18 protein-coding genes and 2 tRNA genes are annotated in these 21,780 nt (G+C 68.6%); 14 read left to right on the forward strand and 6 right to left on the reverse strand.

The window, feature by feature from the left end:
- The first annotated feature begins 852 nt into the window (after window positions 1-852).
- From dnaN to JAO81_RS30300, 10 genes are all read left to right on the forward strand, one after another.
- A complete protein-coding gene (gene dnaN, locus JAO81_RS30255) occupies window positions 853-1,983 on the forward strand; it encodes a DNA polymerase III subunit beta (RefSeq protein ID WP_199551150.1) in 1,131 nt (376 codons plus the stop codon).
- A 115-nt stretch (window positions 1,984-2,098) separates the two neighbouring features.
- A complete protein-coding gene (gene gnd / locus JAO81_RS30260; RefSeq protein WP_199551151.1) occupies window positions 2,099-2,983 on the forward strand; it encodes a phosphogluconate dehydrogenase (NAD(+)-dependent, decarboxylating) in 885 nt (294 codons plus the stop codon).
- A 73-nt stretch (window positions 2,984-3,056) separates the two neighbouring features.
- The gene (gene recF / locus JAO81_RS30265; RefSeq protein ID WP_199551152.1) at window positions 3,057-4,178 is read left to right on the forward strand and encodes a DNA replication/repair protein RecF; all 1,122 of its coding nucleotides are present in this window, start codon (window positions 3,057-3,059) and stop codon (window positions 4,176-4,178) included.
- Window positions 4,175-4,735: a DUF721 domain-containing protein gene (locus JAO81_RS30270; protein WP_199551153.1), complete on the forward strand. Its 561-nt coding sequence runs from the start codon at window positions 4,175-4,177 to the stop codon at window positions 4,733-4,735. Before recF ends, JAO81_RS30270 begins: the two co-directional genes overlap by 4 nt.
- A 340-nt stretch (window positions 4,736-5,075) precedes the next feature.
- Window positions 5,076-7,130, forward strand: a complete 2,055-nt coding sequence (gene gyrB / locus JAO81_RS30275; protein WP_199551154.1) for a DNA topoisomerase (ATP-hydrolyzing) subunit B — start codon at window positions 5,076-5,078, stop codon at window positions 7,128-7,130.
- Between the two features lie 38 nt (window positions 7,131-7,168).
- Window positions 7,169-9,787 (forward strand): DNA gyrase subunit A, encoded by a 2,619-nt coding sequence (gyrA, locus tag JAO81_RS30280; RefSeq protein WP_374194369.1) that lies wholly within the window; start codon window positions 7,169-7,171, stop codon window positions 9,785-9,787.
- Window positions 9,788-9,804: 17 nt separating this feature from the next.
- Complete coding sequence (locus JAO81_RS30285; protein ID WP_199551155.1) at window positions 9,805-10,458, forward strand: DUF3566 domain-containing protein; 654 nt, start codon at window positions 9,805-9,807, stop codon at window positions 10,456-10,458.
- 133 nt (window positions 10,459-10,591) lie between these two features.
- Window positions 10,592-10,665: transfer RNA gene (locus tag JAO81_RS30290), tRNA-Ile, on the forward strand.
- A 103-nt stretch (window positions 10,666-10,768) separates the two neighbouring features.
- Complete coding sequence (locus JAO81_RS30295) at window positions 10,769-10,909, forward strand: hypothetical protein (protein ID WP_199551156.1); 141 nt, start codon at window positions 10,769-10,771, stop codon at window positions 10,907-10,909.
- A 67-nt stretch (window positions 10,910-10,976) separates the two neighbouring features.
- Window positions 10,977-11,330, forward strand: a complete 354-nt coding sequence (locus JAO81_RS30300; RefSeq protein ID WP_199551157.1) for a hypothetical protein — start codon at window positions 10,977-10,979, stop codon at window positions 11,328-11,330.
- A gap of 443 nt (window positions 11,331-11,773) precedes the next feature.
- Here the strand turns inward: JAO81_RS30300 and JAO81_RS30305 are convergent, their stop codons facing one another.
- Complete coding sequence (locus tag JAO81_RS30305; protein ID WP_199551158.1) at window positions 11,774-12,172, reverse strand: DUF6344 domain-containing protein; 399 nt, start codon at window positions 12,170-12,172, stop codon at window positions 11,774-11,776.
- Between the two features lie 395 nt (window positions 12,173-12,567).
- On the opposite strand from JAO81_RS30305, the gene JAO81_RS42915 reads away from it, so the two are divergent.
- Both JAO81_RS42915 and JAO81_RS30315 read left to right on the forward strand, forming a co-directional pair.
- The gene (locus JAO81_RS42915) at window positions 12,568-12,696 is read left to right on the forward strand and encodes a DLW-39 family protein (RefSeq protein WP_003999697.1); all 129 of its coding nucleotides are present in this window, start codon (window positions 12,568-12,570) and stop codon (window positions 12,694-12,696) included.
- 269 nt (window positions 12,697-12,965) lie between these two features.
- Entirely contained in the window at window positions 12,966-14,228 is a 1,263-nt protein-coding gene (locus JAO81_RS30315; protein WP_199551159.1) for a hypothetical protein, read from the forward strand.
- A 93-nt stretch (window positions 14,229-14,321) separates the two neighbouring features.
- Here the strand turns inward: JAO81_RS30315 and JAO81_RS30320 are convergent, their stop codons facing one another.
- Window positions 14,322-15,638 (reverse strand): serine/threonine-protein kinase, encoded by a 1,317-nt coding sequence (locus tag JAO81_RS30320; protein ID WP_199551160.1) that lies wholly within the window; start codon window positions 15,636-15,638, stop codon window positions 14,322-14,324.
- A 120-nt stretch (window positions 15,639-15,758) separates the two neighbouring features.
- Window positions 15,759-16,310, reverse strand: a complete 552-nt coding sequence (locus JAO81_RS30325; protein WP_199551161.1) for a helix-turn-helix transcriptional regulator — start codon at window positions 16,308-16,310, stop codon at window positions 15,759-15,761.
- A 161-nt stretch (window positions 16,311-16,471) separates the two neighbouring features.
- Between JAO81_RS30325 and JAO81_RS30330 the strand changes: the two genes are divergently transcribed.
- Window positions 16,472-16,544, forward strand: a tRNA-Ala gene (locus tag JAO81_RS30330).
- Window positions 16,545-16,656: 112 nt separating this feature from the next.
- On the opposite strand, the gene JAO81_RS30335 is transcribed toward JAO81_RS30330, so the two are convergent.
- From JAO81_RS30335 to JAO81_RS30345, 3 genes are all read right to left on the reverse strand, one after another.
- Window positions 16,657-17,505, reverse strand: coding sequence for a PRD domain-containing protein (locus JAO81_RS30335; RefSeq protein WP_165333742.1), 849 nt, complete (start codon window positions 17,503-17,505; stop codon window positions 16,657-16,659).
- A gap of 160 nt (window positions 17,506-17,665) precedes the next feature.
- Window positions 17,666-19,786, reverse strand: a complete 2,121-nt coding sequence (locus JAO81_RS30340; protein ID WP_199551162.1) for a glucose PTS transporter subunit IIA — start codon at window positions 19,784-19,786, stop codon at window positions 17,666-17,668.
- 289 nt (window positions 19,787-20,075) lie between these two features.
- Entirely contained in the window at window positions 20,076-20,816 is a 741-nt protein-coding gene (locus JAO81_RS30345; protein ID WP_199551163.1) for a DUF5324 family protein, read from the reverse strand.
- A gap of 366 nt (window positions 20,817-21,182) precedes the next feature.
- On the opposite strand from JAO81_RS30345, the gene JAO81_RS30350 reads away from it, so the two are divergent.
- Entirely contained in the window at window positions 21,183-21,710 is a 528-nt protein-coding gene (locus tag JAO81_RS30350) for a peptidylprolyl isomerase (RefSeq protein WP_307813858.1), read from the forward strand.
- Window positions 21,711-21,780 lie beyond the last annotated feature (70 nt).

Consider the following 21,780-nt stretch of genomic DNA (forward strand, 5'->3'; position numbering starts at 1 on the left):
ACACACCGAAGTCGCGGCCCCAGGAGGGCGCCGGGGGACACACCTCCGGGCGCGCCCTTCGTCGTTGCGCGCTCCAGAGCTGTTCGATTAGCCCTTGTGCAGGACTGTTTCTCCACAGAAGTGCGAAGAACTGCCCATCCACACCCTGGGGACTGCCGAGTTGTCCAGATTGTGTCCACAGGTCAGGCTGGTGACAGGTCATCAACCCAGGTCAGGCGCCTGTGGATTCGTGGACAACGGATCTCCACAGACTGTGGATGAACTCGCTGCCCACAGGCTGTTGATGAAGTTGTCCACCGGCTGCCCACAGGGATCGGGCACTTGTCCCCAGCTTCTCCACACGCCTGTCCACTGTTCGGCAACGCAACGCGCCATCTCACCGGGTCGAGTGAAAGGCGTCACACAAAGGTGCCAGGTTGGCCTGTGGGCAACCTGGGTAAAGCTGGGGACGACGCTGGGGAGAAGTGGCCCTTGGCTGTGAATCAGGTGTGCAGAACTTTCCGCCGTCCACAGTTCACCGGGGTTATCCACGGGCGTCGCCCACAGGCACGGTGGACAAAATTTGGGCCCTGACCTGCGAAAACGGGGTTATCCACGGTTTCCACAGCCCCTACTACTACGACCAAGTAGAGAGAGGGCTGGAATCGATTTGAAGTGGGGGCTGTGCACAACTCGAGGCGCGTCGACCTCTGCCCGCCCGTCACGACTTGACCCCGACAGGCACCAGCTGTCAGTGCGGTGCGTCAGACTGGTCCCCGGCGTTCTCCCCACCTTGGGGACGGGCCAACCACTCAGACAGCGACGACAGACCAGCAGGGCGAGCAGCCAGGCGTCAGCAGGAGGCGGCTTACGGTGAAGATCCGGGTAGAGCGCGACGTACTCGCGGAGGCGGTGGCCTGGGCGGCACGCAGCCTCCCTGCCCGTCCGCCGGCGCCGGTCCTGGCGGGCCTTCTGCTGAAGGCGGAGGAAGGCGCGCTGAGCCTCTCCGGCTTCGACTACGAGGTCTCGGCCCGAGTGTCGGTGGACGCGGAGGTCGACGAGGAGGGCACGGTCCTGGTCTCGGGCCGGCTGCTCGCCGACATCACGAGGGCACTGCCCAACCGGCCGGTGGAGATTTCCACAGACGGTGTACGGGCGACGGTGGTCTGTGGATCCTCGCGGTTCACGCTGCACACCCTCCCCGTCGAGGAGTACCCGGCGCTGCCGCAGATGCCTCTCGCGACCGGCGTCGTCCCCGGTGAGGTCTTCGCCTCCGCCGCGGCCCAGGTCGCCATCGCCGCCGGCCGTGACGACACGCTGCCGGTGCTCACCGGTGTGCGGATCGAGATCGAGGGCGACACCGTCACGCTGGCGTCCACCGACCGCTACCGCTTCGCGGTCCGCGAGTTCCTGTGGAAGCCCGAGGTGCCGGACGCCTCCGCGGTCGCCCTGGTGCCCGCCAAGACCCTCCTGGACACCGCCAAGGCACTCACCAGCGGCGACAGCGTCACCATCGCGCTGTCCGGCTCGGGTGCCGGCGAGGGCCTGATCGGTTTCGAGGGCGCGGGACGGCGCACCACGACCCGGCTGCTCGAAGGCGATCTGCCGAAGTACAAGACGCTGTTCCCGACGGAGTTCAACTCGGTCGCGATCATCGAGACCGCCCCGTTCGTCGAGGCGGTCAAGCGTGTGGCCCTGGTCGCCGAGCGCAACACCCCGGTGCGGCTGAGCTTCGAGCAGGGTGTGCTGATCCTGGAGGCCGGCTCCAGCGACGACGCACAGGCTGTGGAAAGGGTCGACGCCCAGCTCGACGGCGACGACATCTCGATCGCGTTCAACCCGACGTTCCTGCTCGACGGCCTGAGCGCCATCGACTCGCCGGCCGCGCAGCTGAGCTTCACCACGTCCACCAAGCCCGCGCTGCTCAGCGGCAAGCCGGCCGTGGACGCCGAGGCGGACGACGCGTACAAGTACCTGATCATGCCGGTCCGCCTCAGCGGCTGACGTACGGGAACCGGGCGCCCAGGGGCCCCGCAGGTGGGTACCTACGTCCGGGCTTAAGCTCGGACGTAGGTACGAAAGCACGAAAACCCACCACGCGACTTAAAAGGAACACCTGATGGAGCTCGGTCTCGTCGGTCTCGGCAAGATGGGCGGCAACATGCGCGAGCGCATCCGCCGCGCAGGCCACACCGTCATCGGATACGACCGCAACCCGGACGTCGCGGATGTCCACAGCCTGCAGGAGCTTGTGGGCAAGCTGAAGGGTCCGCGCGTGGTCTGGGTGATGGTCCCGGCCGGGGCCGCGACCCAGTCCACCATCGACGAGCTCGGCGAGCTGCTCGAGCCGGGCGACGTCGTCGTGGACGGCGGCAACTCGCGCTGGACGGACGACGAGAAGCACGCCGAGGAGCTCGCTGCCAAGGGCATCGGCTTTGTCGACTGCGGTGTCTCGGGCGGCGTCTGGGGCCTCAAGAACGGCTATGCGCTGATGTACGGCGGCGACGCCGCGGACATCGCGAAGGTCCAGCCGGTGTTCGACGCGCTCAAGCCCGAGGGCGACTTCGGCTCGGTGCACGCGGGCAAGGTCGGTGCCGGCCACTTCTCGAAGATGGTCCACAACGGTATCGAGTACGCGATGATGCAGGCCTACGCCGAGGGCTGGGAGCTCCTGGAGAAGGTCGACTCGGTCACCGACGTACGCGAGGTCTTCCGCTCGTGGCAGGAGGGCACGGTCATCCGTTCCTGGCTGCTCGACCTCGCTGTCAACGCGCTGGACGACGACGAGCACCTGGAGAAGCTGCGCGGTTTCGCGCAGGACTCCGGCGAGGGCCGCTGGACGGTGGAAGCCGCCATCGACAACGCCGTACCGCTGCCCGCGATCACCGCGTCGCTCTTCGCCCGCTTCGCCTCGCGCCAGGACGACTCGCCGCAGATGAAGATGATCGCGGCGCTGCGCAACCAGTTCGGCGGCCACGCGGTCGAGTCCAAGACCGAGCACTGATCCACAGCCTGTGCGGGGCTGTCCGCGAATGAGACAGCGCGAATGAGACAGCCGGGGGAGGTCGGCACACACCATGCACGTCACGCATCTGTCGCTGGCCGACTTCCGTTCCTACGCCCGGGTCGAGGTTCCGCTCGACCCGGGCGTCACCGCGTTCGTGGGCCCCAACGGGCAGGGCAAGACCAACCTCGTCGAGGCCGTCGGATACCTGGCGACCCTCGGCAGCCACCGTGTCTCCTCGGATGCTCCGCTCGTACGGATGGGTGCCGAGCGCGCCGTCATCCGCGCCCAGGTCCGCCAGGGCGAACGGCAGCAGCTGGTCGAGCTCGAGCTGAACCCCGGCAAGTCCAACCGGGCGCGTATCAACAGGTCTTCGCAGGTCAGACCGCGCGATGTGCTGGGGATAGTACGGACGGTCCTGTTCGCGCCCGAGGACCTCGCCCTGGTGAAGGGCGACCCCGGTGAGCGCCGCCGCTTCCTCGACGAACTGGTCACGGCGCGCTCCCCGCGTATGGCCGGAGTGCGCTCCGACTACGACCGGGTCCTCAAGCAGCGCAACACCCTGCTCAAGTCCGCCGCCATGGCGCGCCGGCACGGCGGCCGCTCCATGGACCTGTCCACACTCGACGTATGGGACCAGCATCTGGCCCGCGCGGGCGCCGAGTTGCTGACCCAGCGGCTCGATCTGATCGCCGCGCTGCAGCCCCTTGCCGACAAGGCGTACGAGCAACTGGCGCCTGGCGGCGGCCCCTTGGTGCTCGAGTACAAGCCGTCCGCCGAAGGCTCGGGGACCGGCCGCGAGGAGCTGTACGAGCAGCTGCTCGGTGCGCTCGCGGACGTACGCAAGCAGGAGATCGAGCGCGGCGTGACCCTCGTCGGACCGCACCGCGACGATCTGCTCCTCGGGCTCGGGGAGCTGCCCGCGAAGGGGTACGCGAGCCACGGCGAGTCCTGGTCGTACGCGCTTGCGCTGCGCCTGGCCTCGTACGACCTGCTGCGCGCCGAGGGCAACGAGCCGGTGCTCGTGCTCGACGACGTCTTCGCCGAGCTGGACACCCGGCGCCGCGAACGGCTCGCCGAGCTGGTCGCCCCCGGTGAGCAGGTCCTGGTGACGGCCGCGGTCGAGGACGACGTACCGGATGTGCTGGCCGGCGTGCGGTACGCCGTGTCGCAGGGTGAGGTGACGCGCGTATGACCTCCGAATCGGGCGCCGATTCAGGCGCCGGGGCCCCCGAGCCGAAGAAGCCCGCCGAACCCAGCGGCATCGACCTCGCCCGTGTCGCCCTGCGCGCCGCCAAGGAGCAGGCCCGTGCGCGCGGCGCCGAGGCGCAGCAGAAGAAGCAGGCCAGGCGGGGCGGCGGGCTGAGGTCCGGCGCCCGGGCCGACGGCCGCGACCCGCTCCCCCTCGGCGCCGCGATCAACCGCCTGATCACCGAGCGCGGCTGGGAGACCCCGGCCGCGGTCGGCGGTGTGATGGGCCGCTGGCCGCAGATCGTCGGCGACGACCTCGCGAAGCACTGTGTGCCGCAGAAGTACGACGAGGACGAGCGCGTCCTGACCGTCCAGTGCGACTCGACCGCCTGGGCCACGCAGCTGCGCCTGCTCGCCCCGCAGCTGGTCGCGCGGCTCAACCAGGACCTCGGCCAGGGCACCGTCCGCCTCATCAAAGTGCTCGGCCCCGGCGGTCCCCCGCGGCGCTACGGACCCCTGCGCGCCCCCGGCAGCACGGGTCCCGGAGATACGTACGGCTAGGTCGTACGCACGCCGTACACCCGACCCGTCCCTCACCGTAGTGGAGGGTTGACAGCCCGAAGCGCTGAGCGCCCGCGTGAGCCTCTTGGAGCCCCGTTCCGTATATGGGGAGTCGTGAGAGACCGGTTCAGGACGGCACATGCGGACTCAAGGGCCAGCAAGCCCCCATTACTGTCGGCGCTACCGGTAGACTGGGAGACAATCCCGCCCCTTCGGGGGGACGGGGCCAGATCGCTGCTTCACGTCTTCACGCGGAACGCGCACCACACGCGGCGCGGGAAGAACGCCGTCTTATACGAACGACGCAGCCGCTCCCGGACGAATGCCGGGAGCTTGGCTTGTGCTGTGCCAGAAAGGGCGCTTCGTGGCCGATTCCGGCAACCCCAACGAGAACATCCCGTCCACCGACGCCGGCGCGAACGCGAACGTGTACGACGCCAGCGCCATCACCGTCCTCGAGGGTCTGGACGCGGTCCGCAAGCGACCGGGTATGTACATCGGCTCGACCGGTGAGCGCGGTCTGCACCACCTCGTGTACGAGGTCGTCGACAACGCGGTCGACGAGGCGCTCGCCGGCCACGCGGACACCATCGACGTCACGATCCTCGCCGACGGCGCGGTGCGCGTGATCGACAACGGCCGTGGCATCCCGGTGGGCATCCACCCCGTCGAGAAGAAGCCGGCCGTCGAGGTCGTGCTCACCGTGCTGCACGCGGGCGGCAAGTTCGGCGGCGGCGGCTATGCCGTCTCCGGCGGTCTGCACGGCGTCGGTGTCTCCGTGGTGAACGCGCTGTCGCACAAGCTCGCCGTCGAGATCAAGACGGACGGCTACCGCTGGACGCAGGAGTACAAGGCGGGCGCCCCGACCGCGCCGCTCGAGCGTCACGAGGCCACGACGGACACCGGCACCACGGTCACGTTCTGGGCCGACCCCGACATCTTCGAGACCACCGAGTACTCCTTCGAGACGCTCTCTCGGCGCTTCCAGGAGATGGCCTTCCTCAACAAGGGCCTGACGATCAAGCTCACCGACGAGCGGGACTCGGCGAAGGCCGTGGTGGGTGCGGACACCGCCGACACCGCCGACGACGGCCAGGCCATGTCGGTCACGTACCACTACGAAGGCGGCATCGTCGACTTCGTGAAGTACCTCAACTCCCGCAAGGGAGAGATGATCCACCCCACGATCATCTCCCTGGAGGCCGAGGACTCCGACAAGTCGCTGTCGCTCGAAGTCGCGATGCAGTGGAACTCGCAGTACAGCGAGGGTGTCTACTCGTTCGCGAACATCATCCACACGCACGAGGGCGGTACCCACGAAGAGGGCTTCCGTGCCGCGCTGACCTCGCTGATCAACAAGTACGCGCGCGACAAGAAGCTGCTCCGTGAGAAGGACGACAACCTCACGGGCGACGACATCCGCGAGGGTCTGACCGCGATCATCTCGGTCAAGCTGGCCGAGCCGCAGTTCGAGGGCCAGACCAAGACCAAGCTGGGCAACACCGAGGCCAAGACCTTCGTGCAGAAGGCGGTCTACGAGCACCTGGCCGACTGGCTGGACCGCAATCCCAACGAGGGCGCGGACATCGTCCGCAAGTCCATCGCCGCGGCCACCGCGCGCGTGGCGGCCCGCAAGGCGCGTGACCTCACCCGCCGCAAGGGTCTGCTCGAGTCCGCCTCGCTGCCGGGCAAGCTCTCCGACTGCCAGTCGAACGACCCCGCCAAGTGCGAGATCTTCATCGTCGAGGGTGACTCCGCCGGCGGTTCGGCCAAGTCCGGCCGTAACCCGCAGTACCAGGCCATCCTGCCGATCCGAGGCAAGATCCTCAACGTCGAGAAGGCCAGGATCGACAAGATCCTGCAGAACCAGGAGATCCAGGCGCTGATCTCGGCCTTCGGCACCGGAGTCCACGAGGACTTCGACATCGAGAAGCTCCGCTATCACAAGATCATCCTGATGGCGGACGCCGACGTCGACGGCCAGCACATCAACACCCTGCTGCTGACCTTCCTGTTCCGCTTCATGCGGCCGCTGGTCGAGGCGGGTCACGTCTACCTGTCGCGCCCGCCGCTCTACAAGATCAAGTGGACCCGGGACGACTTCCAGTACGCGTACTCGGACCGCGAGCGCGACGCCCTGATCGAGCTCGGCCGCCAGGCCGGCAAGCGCATCAAGGACGACTCGGTCCAGCGCTTCAAGGGTCTCGGTGAGATGAACGCCGAGGAGCTGCGCATCACGACCATGGACCAGGAGCACCGCGTACTCGGCCTGGTCACGCTGGACGACGCCGCGCAGGCCGACGATCTGTTCTCGGTGCTGATGGGCGAGGACGTGGAAGCACGCCGCTCGTTCATCCAGCGCAATGCCAAGGACGTCCGCTTCCTCGACATCTGAGTCGGTCACGTACCGCTTCGAAAGGATCTTGAACGGCCATGGCCGACGAGACAGCTCCCCTTCCTTCTGGTTCCGGCATCCCCGTTGAGGGCGAAGTAGCGATGCGCATCGAGCCCGTCGGGCTCGAGACGGAGATGCAGCGCTCCTACCTCGACTACGCGATGTCCGTCATCGTGTCCCGCGCGCTGCCGGACGTACGGGACGGTCTGAAGCCCGTCCACCGCCGCGTCCTGTACGCGATGTACGACGGCGGATACCGGCCCGAGAAGGGCTTCTACAAGTGCGCCCGCGTCGTCGGCGACGTGATGGGCAACTACCACCCGCACGGTGACAGCTCGATCTACGACGCGCTGGTCCGCCTCGCGCAGCCCTGGTCGATGCGCATGCCGCTCGTCGACTCCAACGGCAACTTCGGTTCGCCGGGCAACGACCCGGCGGCCGCCATGCGGTACACCGAGTGCAAGTTGATGCCGCAGTCCATGGAGATGGTCCGCGACATCGACGAGGAGACCGTCGACTTCACGGACAACTACGACGGCCGCTCCCAGGAGCCGACCGTCCTGCCGGCCCGCTTCCCGAACCTGCTGATCAACGGCTCCGCCGGTATCGCGGTCGGTATGGCCACCAACATCCCGCCGCACAACCTGCGCGAGGTCGCGGCCGGTGCCCAGTGGTACCTGGAGAACCCCGAGGCCTCCCACGAGGAGCTCCTGGACGCGCTGATCGAGCGCATCAAGGGCCCCGACTTCCCGAGCGGCGCCCTGGTCGTCGGCCGCAAGGGCATCGAGGAGGCGTACCGCACGGGCCGTGGCTCCATCACGATGCGCGCGGTCGTCGCGGTCGAGGAGATCCAGGCCCGCCAGTGCCTGGTGGTCACGGAGCTTCCGTACCAGGTCAACCCGGACAACCTCGCGCAGAAGATCGCCGACCTCGTGAAGGACGGCAAGGTCGGCGGCATCGCCGACGTCCGCGACGAGACCTCTTCGCGTACGGGCCAGCGCCTCGTGATCGTGCTCAAGCGCGACGCGGTCGCCAAGGTCGTCCTGAACAACCTCTACAAGCACACGGACCTGCAGACCAACTTCGGCGCCAACATGCTGGCCCTGGTCGACGGCGTTCCGCGCACCCTCTCCCTCGACGCGTTCATCCGCCACTGGGTGACGCACCAGATCGAGGTCATCGTCCGGCGCACCAAGTTCCGGCTGCGCAAGGCCGAGGAGCGCGCCCACATCCTGCGCGGCCTGCTCAAGGCCCTGGACGCCATCGACGAGGTCATCGCGCTGATCCGGCGCAGTGACACGGTCGATATCGCCCGTACGGGCCTGATGGAGCTGCTCTCCATCGACGAGATCCAGGCCAACGCCATCCTCGAGATGCAGCTGCGCCGGCTCGCCGCCCTGGAGCGCCAGAAGATCGTCGCCGAGCACGATGAACTGCAGGCGAAGATCAACGAGTACAACGCGATCCTCGCCTCGCCCGAGCGCCAGCGCCAGATCATCAGCGAGGAACTGGCCGCGATCGTCGAGAAGTTCGGCGACGACCGCCGCTCCGCCCTGGTGCCCTTCGACGGCGACATGTCCATGGAGGACCTGATCGCCGAGGACGACATCGTCGTCACGATCACCCGCGGCGGCTACATCAAGCGGACCAAGACCGAGGACTACCGCTCGCAGAAGCGCGGCGGCAAGGGCGTACGCGGGACGAAGCTCAAGGAAGACGACATCGTCGACCACTTCTTCGTCTCCACCACGCACCACTGGCTGCTGTTCTTCACCAACAAGGGCCGGGTGTACCGGGCGAAGGCGTACGAACTGCCCGATGCGGGCCGTGACGCGCGTGGTCAGCACGTGGCAAATCTTCTGGCCTTCCAGCCGGACGAGCAGATCGCCGAGATCCTGGCGATCCGGGACTACGACGCGGCCCCCTACCTGGTCCTCGCGACCAAGTCGGGCCTGGTCAAGAAGACCTCGCTCAAGGACTACGACTCGCCTCGTTCGGGTGGTGTCATCGCCATCAACTTGCGTGAGACGGACGACGGTTCGGACGACGAGCTGATCGGCGCCGAGCTGATCTCCGCTGAGGACGATCTGCTGCTCATCAGCAAGAAGGCCCAGTCGATCAGGTTCACCGCAACGGACGATGCGCTGCGTCCGATGGGCCGCGCGACCTCGGGCGTCAAGGGAATGAGCTTCCGCGAAGGCGATGAACTCCTCTCGATGAATGTCGTCCGGCCCGGTACGTTCGTGTTCACCGCAACCGATGGTGGGTACGCGAAGCGGACCGCCGTCGACGAGTACCGCGTCCAGGGTCGCGGCGGCCTGGGTATCAAGGCCGCCAAGATCGTCGAGGACCGCGGCTCGCTCGTCGGCGCGCTGGTGGTCGAGGAGCTCGATGAGATCCTCGCCATCACCCTGGGCGGCGGTGTGATTCGTACGCGAGTCAACGAGGTCAGGGAGACGGGCCGTGACACCATGGGCGTCCAACTGATCAACCTGGGCAAGCGCGATGCCGTGGTCGGTATCGCTCGTAACGCCGAGGCCGGGCGCGAGGCGGAGGAAGTCGACGGAGCCGACGAAGAGTCGGCTGAGTCGGTCGAGTCGGCCGAGGGTGAGACGGCCGCAGGCGCGGACGAGGGCACGGCGCCCGAGACCGAGTAGCGCGAGGAGTGCAGGACGTGAGTGGAGCCACGGGCGCCGGAAAGAACGGACCCGGACCGGAAGGCGGCCGTGGCCCCGCCGAGTCTGAGCACGCAGCGCAGGGGGGAACTGTGACGGATACGCGAGGTCCGGGGGCCTACGCCTCCGAAGCAGGGGCTCAGGCCGAGTACGCCGCCGGGCCCCTGCCCGGTGAGCGTCAGCCGAACGGGCCGGCCGGTCCCTATCACCCGCCGCAGGCCTACCCGGCGCCTCCCGAGGGTGCCGTACGCCGGGCGCGGACCGGCGCGCGTACGACGCCGCGCACGCGCAAGGCGCGGCTGCGGGTCGCGAAGGCCGATCCGTGGTCGGTCATGAAGGTCAGCTTCCTGCTCTCCATCGCCCTGGGCATCTGCACGATCGTCGCCGCGGCCGTCCTGTGGATGGTCATGGACGCCATGGGCGTCTTCTCCACGGTCGGCGGGACGATCTCGGAGGCCACGGGGTCCAACGAGTCGAATGGCTTCGATCTTCAGGCGTTTCTTTCGCTGCCGCGGGTCCTGATGTTCACCTCGATCATCGCGGTGATCGATGTGGTCCTCGCCACGGCGCTTGCCACGCTCGGAGCGTTCATCTACAACCTCTCCGCCGGTTTCGTGGGCGGTATCGAGCTCACGCTCGCGGAGGACGAGTAGCCGCTGCCGGCCTGGCCGGCCGGGGGTTCGGGGGGTGTCTCCCGGGTGGTCCCGGTATCGATTTTGGGACTGGGCGCGTCGTGCGCTAATCTTCAGAGGTCAGCGCGCGGGACACACCCCCGCAAAGCGCGGCGGGGCTATAGCTCAGTTGGTTAGAGCGCATCCCTGATAAGGATGAGGCCACAGGTTCAAATCCTGTTAGCCCCACATGCAGAAAGACCCCCAGGCGATCATGCTTGGGGGTCTTTGCCATCTACGGCCGGCATCAGTCGCCATCTGGAACTGTGATGCTTTGTGGCGGTGATCGCTCGTGTTCTCAGCCGGAGACACCGTGGTGCTTGAGGCGATCCTGTTGATCAGGGTCGTCGCAGTCGGTCTGGGCGGGGACATGCTCGCCACGGGCTTCGAGGTCGGACTCGGCGCGCGGGACGTCCTACGACATCGTTCCTGAGGAAGCCTGGCGGCACTGGTAGGGCGGTCCAGGTGGAGGCCCTCGCTACAGCAGAAGTTGAGGAGCGATGAGGTCGCTGGCAGTCGCGTGGACGCTGAGCCGTCACGGCTGGGCCTTCTGCAAGGTGTCAGACTGTCAGGGCGAGGCTGAGGCCTTCGCGTCGTACGTCACCGATGCACCCGAGGACTTCCTCCGTGGCATCGCCGGACTGGTGCCGGCGGAAACGGAGGCGCGCGTCGAGTTTCAAGGTGAGCCGACGGTCTTTCGCTGGTTCTTCCAGCGCAACGCGTCAAGACGTGACCAGGTAGCGCATGACCTCGGCGAGGCCGGCTACCAGGAGCAGTGGGGGCGTCCCTTCCCTCGCAATGAGCTCGAAGGGCTCCGCACCGCTTGGCGCAACGCTCTGGTGAGCGGAAGCTGACACAGCGGGTTCAGTCGTCCAGGCCCTGCTTCTCCCTTGGCGCGATCTCTGCCTAAGCGTCGTCGATGTCGCGTTGGTGCTCGGTGCTTGGTGCTTGGTGCTTGGTGCTCGGGCTTCGTGTCGCTCCGCGCTCTTGAGCTCGCGCGCGGCGACGAAGGCCAGGGCCGGAAGAGTCACGAGGGCGAAGGTCACCCACGGTCCGACCAGTTCTTCTCAGACGATCAATGGGCCACTGAACAGGATCCACGCCGGCCCGAGGGCCAGGGGCTCGTTCTGCTCAGCCATCCTCTTCAGGCTTCTCATGGGGAAGCGACTCGCTCCCCATCTCTCGCTGTCAGGCCCCGCAGTTCCGGCTGACATCAAGGGCTGACATCAAGGGGTTCAGCGGCGGCGATTCGAGGCGGTCAGGGTCGGACCCTGTTGACTCTCGGCGTTGCCGCGCTTCAGTCATTGCTGTGGTGCTGCAGGTGGCCGGCGGCCGAGTTCGTCTCGTACGTGCCGACCGCGGTCTCCTCGTTCAGCAGGTGGGGCTCACGGGTGTCGGCCCGGTGGCGGGCTTCGGCGCGGGGGATCTTGAAGCTGCGGGACGAGGGCGAGCTGCCGTGTGCTTCGGCGCGGATGCGCTGCTTCATCGTCGGCGGTAGGGACAGGTCGTACGGCCGCGCGGCGAGCGGGGCCGGCACGGAGTGTGCGGCCGGGGTGCTCGTCGCCGGGTTGCCGGCGTCGGTCTGCTGCGGTACGGCCGCGGCGGCCTGGGTGGTGATGAGCCCCAGTGAGGCGAAGAACGCGAGAAGCGCGCTGACGAGCGCGGACCACAGACGCGTGGCCTTGGTGGCAGTCATGATCTTTCCCTTTCGGATCGGTCGTGCGAGCGGTCGTCCGTCCCCGTTTGGGTCGGACGATTTGCGTACTTTCCTCATGATGTGTACGCAGGACTTGGAGTGGGGGAGCTGCCGCCGTGATTCGCCGATCTTCAGATGAACACCACCCGTTCGGACCCGCGCGGGGCCCTTTTCGCCCCTGAGGGCGCGGTTTTATCCCTGCGAGGGGTGAAAGCGGCGAACGTCACAGAGTGGCGAGGGGTGTCCGCAGCGCCTTCCGCAGCGCTCTTTCGCAGGTCGACTGCGGTGCGGCGGGCGGCAGTTGGGTGCGCCATGAGGGCGTCGGGCGGCCATCCCCGGTGTGTATAGTCGGGCGCCAGAAGGTCCCCTACGTCAAGGAAAGACGAGGTAGCGCGGTGAAGAAGCTTCTCCTGGTCGCACTGGCCGCCATCGGCGGGCTCCTCGTGTACCGCCAGATCCAGGCGGATCGCGCCGAGCAGGATCTGTGGACGGAGGCGACTGACTCCGTGCCCACCGGTTCGTGAGCCATATACGTCTCTTTGCACTTGCCCCGGTCGCAGCTTGCGGCCGGGGCTTTGTGTTGCGTGAAGTGCAGTTGCGTGCTCAGTGTGACTACGAGCCGTTCTCTCGTGGTCACTGACTGTCCCTTTTGTTCGCTTGCGTGAATCTTTCGGTTGCGCATGTGAACGGGCCGGGTGTAGGGCCGATCTGCCGGCGGTGCTTCGGCATGCGCTGACAGTGCCGTGGGCGTCGCGGCAGGATGAGACCGGCCCGGGCGAAGACGAGGAGCACGGTGACGATGCGGCGTGGCAGCAGGCGTACGGCGGTGGTGGCGGTGGCCTTGGGCGCCGCGGTGGTGCTGCACACGCAGACGGCAGCCGCGGAGCCCTATCCGTACGACTTCCCGGACGGGACGCGGAACGTCGAGGGCGCGAGCGGGCCGGGCGGGGCTCCGGCGCTGGCCGCCGACGAGACGTATCGCAGCACCATTGCTCCCGGGCAGAAGCTGCACTACCGCGTCGAGCTCGATGCCGGCTCGGCCGCGTATGTCTCGGCGGTGGCGCTGCCCCGGCTCGACGACCGGGTGGCCTTCGGGGACGGCCTCGACGTGTGGCTCGAGAACGCGGACGGCGGGCGGTGCGGGTCCGACTCCAGTGGGTTCGGGTCCGCCGACTATCCGCGGCCGCTGGTGGCCTCTGTGGAGCGGCTGGTCGAGCAGGGCAGTACGCGGTGCCAGGGGGCCGGGACGTACACCGTGGTCGTCGAGCGCGCGGAGGGTGGCAGGGCGGCCTCGCGCGAGTCCTGGGACCTGGAGCTGGACTTCGTCAACGAGCCCGGGCTGAAGGGCGCGTCACCGAGCGCCACGCCTTCGGCCGCCGCTCCGGGGGCCGGTTCGCTGCCGGAGGGGACGGCGAAGGAGCGCCAGGGCGGTACGAGCTTCCATGACGCGGCCGCCATCGGGGCGGGTGTGTGGCGGGGGCGGGTCGAGCCCGGGCGGACGCTCTTCTACAAGGTGCCCGTCGACTGGGGGCAGCGGCTCGCGGCCGAAGCGGAGCTCACCGGGACGGGCGGCAAGGGGGCGGTCGGGGCGGCGCTGCGGCTCGGGCTGCACAATCCCGCCCGGGCGGAAGTGACCGCCGAGCAGCCCACTTTGAGCGGTACGGGGGTCACGGCCGCGCTCGAGGGCGTGCCGGCGGTGGCGTACGAGAACCGGCTTGCGTCCGCTCCCAAGGTCAAGGGGATGCGTTTCGCCGGGGCGTACTACCTGCAGGTGACGCTGAGTCCGGAGCTTGCGGAGAAGTACGGGGACAAGGCGCTGGATGTGACGCTGCGGGTCGGCGTGGAAGGGGCGGCCTCGGACGGGCCGCCGTACGCCGGTGATCCGGGGATCTTCCAGGTCGAGGGCCGGGACGGGCAGGCCGGAGGCGTCGGGCAGGGCACCGGGCGGGACGGCGGGATGCAGGCCGTGGCCGCGGTGGGGATCGGTCTGGGGACGGCGCTGGTGCTGTGGCTGGCGGTGTGGGCTGTGGTGGGGCGGCGGCGGACCGAGGGGTGACCTTCCTGGGTGCCTGTCGGAGACGGCCCTTTGGCTGCCCGTCAGTGCCTGGCCCCTTGCGTGCCTGTCAGCGCCCGGACCCTTGGCTGCCTGTCAGATCTGGCTCAGGGCCCAGAAGCCGACCGCGAAGCAGAGCGCCGCGAGGAGGAGGACCGGGACGGCGACCTTGGCGGGGGGACCGCCGCGTGCGCGTCTGTGGGCCGGCGGTGCGGCGTGAACAGGTCGGCCCTGGGCGGGTGTCGGGGGAGCCTGGGCCGGGATGCCGGGGGTCTGGAGGGTGTACGGGCGGGTGGGGGTGTGGTCCGCGAACGCTGCCGGCGAGGGCGCTGAGGTGGGGGCGGAAGCCGGAGCGGGAGCAGGTGCCGCGGACGGGGGTGGTGGCGTGGGTGCGGCGGCGGGTGGTGGCGCCGACGGGGGCGTAAAGGAGGAGGGCGGCGCCGCGGACGGGGGCGCATAGGCGGAGGAGAGCGCGGTCGACGCAGGCGTACCGGCCGTTGCGGTGGGGGCGTCGGGGGAGGCCGTGGGGACGCGGATCGGGCCGTCGGGGCCGAAGGCCTCCGGGAGCGGGCCCAGTTGGTCGAAGACCTCGATGAGCTCGTCGTCCACGCCCGGTTCCGGAAGGAGCAGGACGGCTTCCGCGAGAGCCTTGCGCGCGCCTGTCGCGCTGCGGAAACGGGCGTGGGGTTCCGGCTGGAGGAGGCCCGTGAGGACCTGCCACAGGGGCTCGGGGATCGTACGGGGGGCGTGCGGGGTGCCATGGGCGCGGAAGAGCTCCGTCAGCGCCTGGGCGTCCGGTTTCGCGCCCTCCAGGAGATAGAGGGCGACCAGGCCCGTCGCGAACAGGTCGGCCGGGAAGTCCGGTTCGTCGTACGCGCTCTGCTCGGGTGCGATGTACCCCGGCGTCCCCACGACCAGATCGGTCGCGGTCAGCCGGGGGTCGCCCTTGCGCATGGCGATGCCGAAGTCGGAGAGCCGCAGATGCGGCCGCCTCGTTCCGGTGGCCTCGAGCAGGATGTTGGCGGGCTTGATGTCGCGGTGCACGACGCCTTCCGCGTGCACCGCCGAGAGCCCGGAAAGCAGTTGATCGAGCAGCTGCGCCACGAAGCGCGGCGGCAGCGGCCCGTAGTCCCCGATGAGATGGGCGAGTGAGCCGCCGCCGACCAGGTCCATCGTGAACAGGACCTTGTCGTCGTCGGCGGCCCAGCTCGCCGGGGCCAGAACGTGCGGGTGATCGATGCGCAGAGCCTGCTCGCGTACGAAACGGAGCAGGCTGTGCGCATCGCTCTGCAGCAGGACCTTGGCTGCGACATAGCGGCGTCTGCGGTGATCCCAGGCACGCCAGACGGCACCGACGCCACCGCGTCCGATCGGGTCGACCAGTTCGTACCGGCCGGCGAAGACCTCACCCATGACCGTGCTGCACTCCCCGTCCAGCCCCTGCGGGCTGCTCGGCTGCCGGCTGCCGGTTCAGGACCTCTCCCCGTGTGGACCTGAACCGTTCGATCGAGCCCTGCTGTCGCGTCGCGGCTGTCAGCCCTGATGCGACTCGTAGTGCGTCACCGCGTCGGCGGTGCGCCCCGCGCCGTAGACCCGCAGGAACTCTGCCAGTTCCGGGTGGGTCGGGGCGAGTGCGTCGGCCGCCTCGATGATCTCCCCCGCGGACGAGACGGAACGCAGCAGCGACTGGATCTCGCGGACCACGCGCTTGACGGTCGGCGCCCCCACGCCGACCCCCCGCGCCTGAGCGGTCGTGGTGAGCACCGCACCGCCCTGGTTCTTCTTGATCTCCTCCATGCGCTCGGCCGCCTCGGAGGCACTCACGCTGCCGTCCGCGACCTGGCCCGACAGATCCTGGAGCAGCTGTACGCGCTGCACCACGGCCGGGTTGCCGATCTTCGCCCGCTGACCGCTCATCAACTGCGACAGCATCGGCGCCGACAGGCCGAGTACCGCCGCGAGCCGGGCCTGGTTCAGGCCCAGGTCCTCTATGAGTCGACGGAAGAGCGCCCCCAACGGCTCTCCGTACCAACTGCGCTGGAGCTCTCTGGCTCTCGCAGTGGCTTCCTGCTGCTCCGCATCCACGATGCGTCCTCCCCTTCGCTGGTGCGAACCTCGCGGTGCATCTTACGGAGAGTGGTCGCATAGGGGGAGCCCCAATCCTTTTGCGGGATCCGGGGGGTGACCCGGTACTCTTGTCTCCGACGCACGCGCGGGAAGGATTCTTCCGCGGCGCTTCCCGTCCCGGGGCCTTAGCTCAGCTGGTAGAGCGCTGCCTTTGCAAGGCAGATGTCAGGGGTTCGACTCCCCTAGGCTCCACAGACAAGACCCCGCCTGACCTGCGTATACGCGGTCGGGCGGGGTCTTTTTCGCTACGTGGCCGGGGGCTTTTCGCCACACGGCCGGGCGCTTTTCGCTACGCGTCCAGGGCTTACGCCGCAGGATCGTCGGCCATCGTCATACGGGCCACGTGCAGCGCCAGGTAGGAGACCTCGTCCTCGCTGAGCTGCTGGCCGAGCCGCAGTTCGACGATGGTGGCCAGCTGTTGTGCGGTGTGGGTGGCGTCCGGGTAGTGCTGGCGGATGCCCTTGCCGATGGTGGACTCGTGGCCCTTGAGCTGCCGGTGCTGCTGGATCCGTACGAAGAGATAGCGCACGTGCGTGATGAACCGTGCCGCGTTCATGGACTGCTGCGATACGTCGAGTCCGTACCGCTCCCCCACGACGGCGAGCATCTGCTGGATGACACCGGTCATCGTGTACGTGAAGGACAGATCGCCCGAGGCGAAGCCGGCGTTGACCAGATGGAGCGCGAGCGCGGTCGCCTCGGAGGGCTCGAGCTTGGGGTCCACGCGCTCGTTGATGGCCGCGAGCAGCCGCTCCGCCTGGGCGTACTCGGTGGCGTACAGCGTCTGGGTCTCGGCGCGCAGCGGGTACTCGATGACGATGCCCCGTGCGGCCCGGTCGAGGGCCCCGGCGACATGGTCGGCCACGGCGATCGCGAGCGTGGGGCGGGTGGACTCGCGGCCCTCGATACCGGCCTCGCCGAGGGCGATCACGACGGCCCGCAGGACCTCTTCGTCGATCAGGGCCAGGGTCTCGGCCACATGGTCGGGATCGCGGCCGTCGGCCGGCACGAAGACGCGCACGATCAGGGAGGGGTCGATGACCGCGCCCTGGCGGGAGTTGAAGCCGATGCCGCGCCCGGTGACGATGACCTCCTGGCCCTTGTCGTCGCGCGCGAGGACCACGTTGTTGTTGAGGACACGCAGCGTCTTCATCGCCGGCCCTCCTTCCCGTCCGCGATCCGGCTCTGTCCGATGATCTCGTACTTTCCAGTGATCTCTTACCGTTTGCCCGGCTGTGCCTCATCCTCTCCGACACGGCGCACGCACGCGTCCACGAGGGGAAGCGTGCGTGGGCCGGGCCGGTGGCGGGGCATTACCGCCCCCCGGGCACCACAGGCGCGCCGACGGGGGCCGCCCGCCCCGCGACGTCCTGCCCGGTGTGCGGCTCGACCGAGGTCAGGTCCGCGGTGTTGGTGACGGTCATGAGGGTCACGGTCGGGTGCTTCGCGGCCCGTACGGCGTCCAGGTCGACCTCGACGAGCAGGTCGCCGGCCGAGACCTGCTGACCCGACTCGACGCGGACGTTGAAGCCCTCACCCTTCATCTGCACGGTGTCGATGCCGACGTGCACGAGCACCTCGACGCCGTCCGTGGTGCGGATGCCGAACGCGTGTCCGGTCTCCGTGGTGGTGACCAGCTCGCCGTCGACCGGGGCGACGATGTGACCGTCGGCCGGCTCGATGCCCACGCCCTCGCCGAGCGCGCGGGAGGCGAAGACCGGGTCCTTGACGTCGTCGAGGCTGACCACGTGGCCCGCGACGGGCGCCGTGAGTTCGATGCCCGTACCGGTGGAAGCGGCGGCAGTGGCGGAACCACCGGCCGCGGACGCGGACTTCGTGGCGGCACCGACGCCGGCGAGCTCGCGCTCCTCGACCTGCGCGGTCTGGGCCTGGACGCCCTCGGCCGGGGTGCCGGCCGCGGCCGCCTCGGCGGCGTCACGCTCGGCGTTGGCCTGGGCGCGGTCCTCCTTGGTGCGGAAGTCCGAGAAGTAGACGAGCGCCATCGAGGTGAAGAAGGCCGCCGCGATCGCGATGACGTACGTGACCATCGGGTCGAAGACCGGGATGGTCAGCAGCGAGGTGAAGGCGAAGGCATCGGTGTCCACGCCGCCCATGACGCCGACGATGATGCCGCCCACGAGGCAGCCCACGAGCATGCGCGGGTAGATCCGCTTGAAGCGCAGGTGGATGCCGTACAGGGAGGGCTCGGAGATACCGCCGAACAGACCCGCGGCGAGCGCGCCGGTGGCGGTCTGGCGCATCTCCTTCTCACGGTGGCGGACCGACAGGAGCAGCACACCGGCGGTGGCGCCGAAGCAGGCGAAGTTCCATGCGCCCATGGGGCCCTGGATGAAGTCGTAGCCGAGGACGCTGATGTTCTGCAGCATCAGCGCGTTGAGCGGCCAGTGCAGACCCAGCGGCACCAGGAACGGGTAGATCAGCGGGATCATGATCGCGAAGACGATCGGGGCGTTGTTGTTCATCCAGGACAGGCCCTCACCGAGGCCGTTGCCGGCCCAGACGCCCAGCGGGCCGATGAGGAAGGCGGTGACCGGGATCATGATCAGCATGCTGAAGAACGGCACGAAGACCATGTGGACGTTCTCGGGGAAGACGCGCTGCAGGGCCTTGTAGACCAGGGCGAGCAGGGCGACCATCAGCAGCGGTACGAAGACCTGGCCGCCGTAGTCGTTCAACTGCATCGGCAGGCCGAAGACCTTCGCCACGCACTCCTGGGTGCCCAGGGTGTCGTTGACGGTGCAGGTGATGCCGGGGATCCCGGAGTCCTTGTTGAGCATGCCCGTGAAGTTCGGGGTCATCACCGCCGCCATCACGGCGGCGCCCACCCACGGGTCGATCCGCAGCTTCTTGGCCGCGTTGTACGCGACCATGATCGGCAGGAAGTAGAGCACCGAGCGCCACATGGCGTCGACGAACACCCAGGTCGCGGACTTGTCCTCGGCACGGAAGTCGACGTACCCAAGGGCGTCGAGGACCGAGGCGATCGCGATGATCAGCGAGGAGCCGAGCAGCACACCCATGAGCGGGCGGAACGAGTCCGAGAGGTACTCGAAGAAGTTGTCGACCCAGGCGAACTTGCCGCGGCTCTTGGCCCGCATCTCGGCCTTGACGTCGGCGTCCGACTTCGGCTTGGCCGTGCCGCCCTTGCTCATCGACGGCAGGTTCATGATCTCGGAGTAGACGCGCGAGACGGCGCCGCCGATCACGATCTGGAAGCGGTCGCCCGACTGCGGCACCGTGCCCATGACGCCCTGGAGGGAGTCGAGCGCGGCCTGGTCGACCTTCGCTCCGTCATGGAGCTGGAAGCGCAGCCGCGTCGCACAGTGCGTGAGGCTCTCGATGTTCTCGGCGCCGCCGACACCGCGGAGAATGCTCTCCGCCAGCGTCCCGGGCCCCGCCTTGGGTGTGCTCATGATGCGTCCTTGCACCTTGCTGCTTGGTTTTGGGCAACAAAAAAGGCCCGGGTCGCGCACGCGGCGCTACCCAGGCCTTGCCTCTCCTCAAGCGGTCCGCCTCCGTGGCATCGCGCGGGGCGATGACGGTGGACGTCCTCGGAGAGTAACAATCCTGTGATCGAGATCGATCGAGATCACGTTAACCCGCGCGCCACCCATGTTTCACGTGAAACGGGCGTGAGGTGAAGCACACATAAAGGGGCGGGAGGCCCAGCCGGCCTCCCGCCCCTCGACGTTCGCGTCGTCCTCAGGCCCGGTCATCCGGGCGCTGCGGAGACCAGTTCCCGTCGTCCGCCTCGGCCTCGGCCTGCTTGGCCTGGACCTCGGGGTCGAGGAGCGCCTGCCCGCTGCCGTCCACCGACGTCAGCGTCGTCGAACCGGTGTCCGCGACCTCGGTCGGAGCGGGCGGCTCGACCAGCCAGTCCGGGTTGGCCTGCTTGTCCCACCACTTCCAGGCGGCAAGTGCGGACAGGCCGATCGCGCCCACCACGGCGAGCCGCTTCATGAAACGGCCGGCAGAGGCCCGGCGCTCATGGCGGCGCACCAGACGCTGGATCTCCTGGGACGAGACCTGGCCGCGCAGGGCGGCGACGGCCGCGGTACTGCGGTCGACCGCGGCGTCCTTGACCGGCCCTGCGGCCGCGACAGCCTGCTCGACCTTCGGCCGGGTGTACTCGGCGGCCTGGCGGGCTGCCCGGCGGGTGCGCTCGGCGGCCTCCTGGGCGGCGGAGTCCACCTTCGGCGGGACATGGGCGCGCGCCTGCTTCAGACGCGGCGCGACATGGGAGCCGTACTGGGTGCGCGCGGTGTCGGCGGTCAGGTGTGCGGCGTCGGAGACCACGGGCGCGAGCCGTACGCGAGCCTCGTGCGCGTAGTGCGCGGCCCGGTCCTTCGCCGTGCCGGCGTAGGGCGCCACCGCTTCCGCGGCGTGCCGCACAGTCTCCTTCGCCGAGCTGGCCGCGGCACGCGCGCTGTTCTTGCGGGTCACGGGATCCTCCTCCTCGGTGGCGTACGGTATTTCACCTTTCCACCCTTTCAGGGATCATGCCTGTCGGCTGGCGCCCCGGCATGTGCGGGCGGGCATCCGGGTCACGGCCCAGGTGCCCGCGCAGAATCCGGGTGCCCATAAAGAAACAAGCGAATCAGGCGCCGAGCAGATCCACGGGTATCGGGTGATCTTCGGGCATTGCGGTGCAAGGGGAGCTTGCGGCAGACAATGCCACGGATCGGCGCGATGCGCGCCCTTCCGGCGAGGACTCGTGCAGGGATCGGCCAGGACTTGTCGCGTTCCCCTCCCCTGAGCCCCCTGCGTGCGAGGATTCTGGGCGTTGGACGCGACAACGGAAGGCACATCGTGGCTGAGCAGCTGTACGCCACCCTCAGGACCAACCAGGGCGAGATCGAGATCCGGCTGATGCCGTTCCACGCGCCCAAGACGGTCCGCAACTTCGTCGAGCTCGCCACGGGCGAGCGGGAGTGGACCCACCCGGCCACCGGCACCAAGTCCACGGACAAGCTGTACGACGGCACGTCCTTCCACCGCGTGATCAGCGGCTTCATGATCCAGGGCGGCGACCCGCTCGGGAACGGCACCGGCGGCCCGGGCTACGAGTTCGCCGACGAGTTCCACCCCGAGCTGCGCTTCGACCGCCCGTATCTGCTGGCCATGGCGAACGCGGGGCCGGGCACCAACGGCTCGCAGTTCTTCATCACGCTCGCCCCGACGACATGGCTGAATCGCAAGCACACCATCTTCGGCGAGGTCGTCGACGGGCCCAGCCGCAAGGTGGTCGACGCCATCGCGGCCACGCCCATCAACCCGGCGACACACCGTCCGGTCAGCGATGTACTCATCGAGTCCGTCGTCGTAGAGAAGCGCTGAGGGAACCATTTCGCCCCGCCCATCCGTAAGGATGAGCGGGGCGGTGTCGTTGCTTCCCATGCCTTCGTAC

Origin of the sequence: Streptomyces sp. N35 (assembly GCF_016464295.1) — a bacterium.
In the GTDB taxonomy this organism is placed as follows: domain Bacteria; phylum Actinomycetota; class Actinomycetes; order Streptomycetales; family Streptomycetaceae; genus Streptomyces.

Excerpts from the sequence above, each read along its gene's own strand:
- JAO81_RS30300 (WP_199551157.1), top strand. The coding sequence starts at position 10,977 with ATGAGGTCGCTGGCAGTCGCGTGGACGCTGAGCCGTCACGGCTGGGCC.
- JAO81_RS30340 (WP_199551162.1), bottom strand. The coding sequence starts at position 19,786 with ATGAGCACACCCAAGGCGGGGCCCGGGACGCTGGCGGAGAGCATTCTC.
- JAO81_RS30320 (WP_199551160.1), bottom strand. The coding sequence starts at position 15,638 with ATGGGTGAGGTCTTCGCCGGCCGGTACGAACTGGTCGACCCGATCGGA.
- JAO81_RS30270 (WP_199551153.1), top strand. The coding sequence starts at position 4,175 with ATGACCTCCGAATCGGGCGCCGATTCAGGCGCCGGGGCCCCCGAGCCG.
- gnd (WP_199551151.1), top strand. The coding sequence starts at position 2,099 with ATGGAGCTCGGTCTCGTCGGTCTCGGCAAGATGGGCGGCAACATGCGC.
- recF (WP_199551152.1), top strand. The coding sequence starts at position 3,057 with ATGCACGTCACGCATCTGTCGCTGGCCGACTTCCGTTCCTACGCCCGG.
- gyrA (WP_374194369.1), top strand. The coding sequence starts at position 7,169 with ATGGCCGACGAGACAGCTCCCCTTCCTTCTGGTTCCGGCATCCCCGTT.
- JAO81_RS30305 (WP_199551158.1), bottom strand. The coding sequence starts at position 12,172 with ATGACTGCCACCAAGGCCACGCGTCTGTGGTCCGCGCTCGTCAGCGCG.
- JAO81_RS30335 (WP_165333742.1), bottom strand. The coding sequence starts at position 17,505 with ATGAAGACGCTGCGTGTCCTCAACAACAACGTGGTCCTCGCGCGCGAC.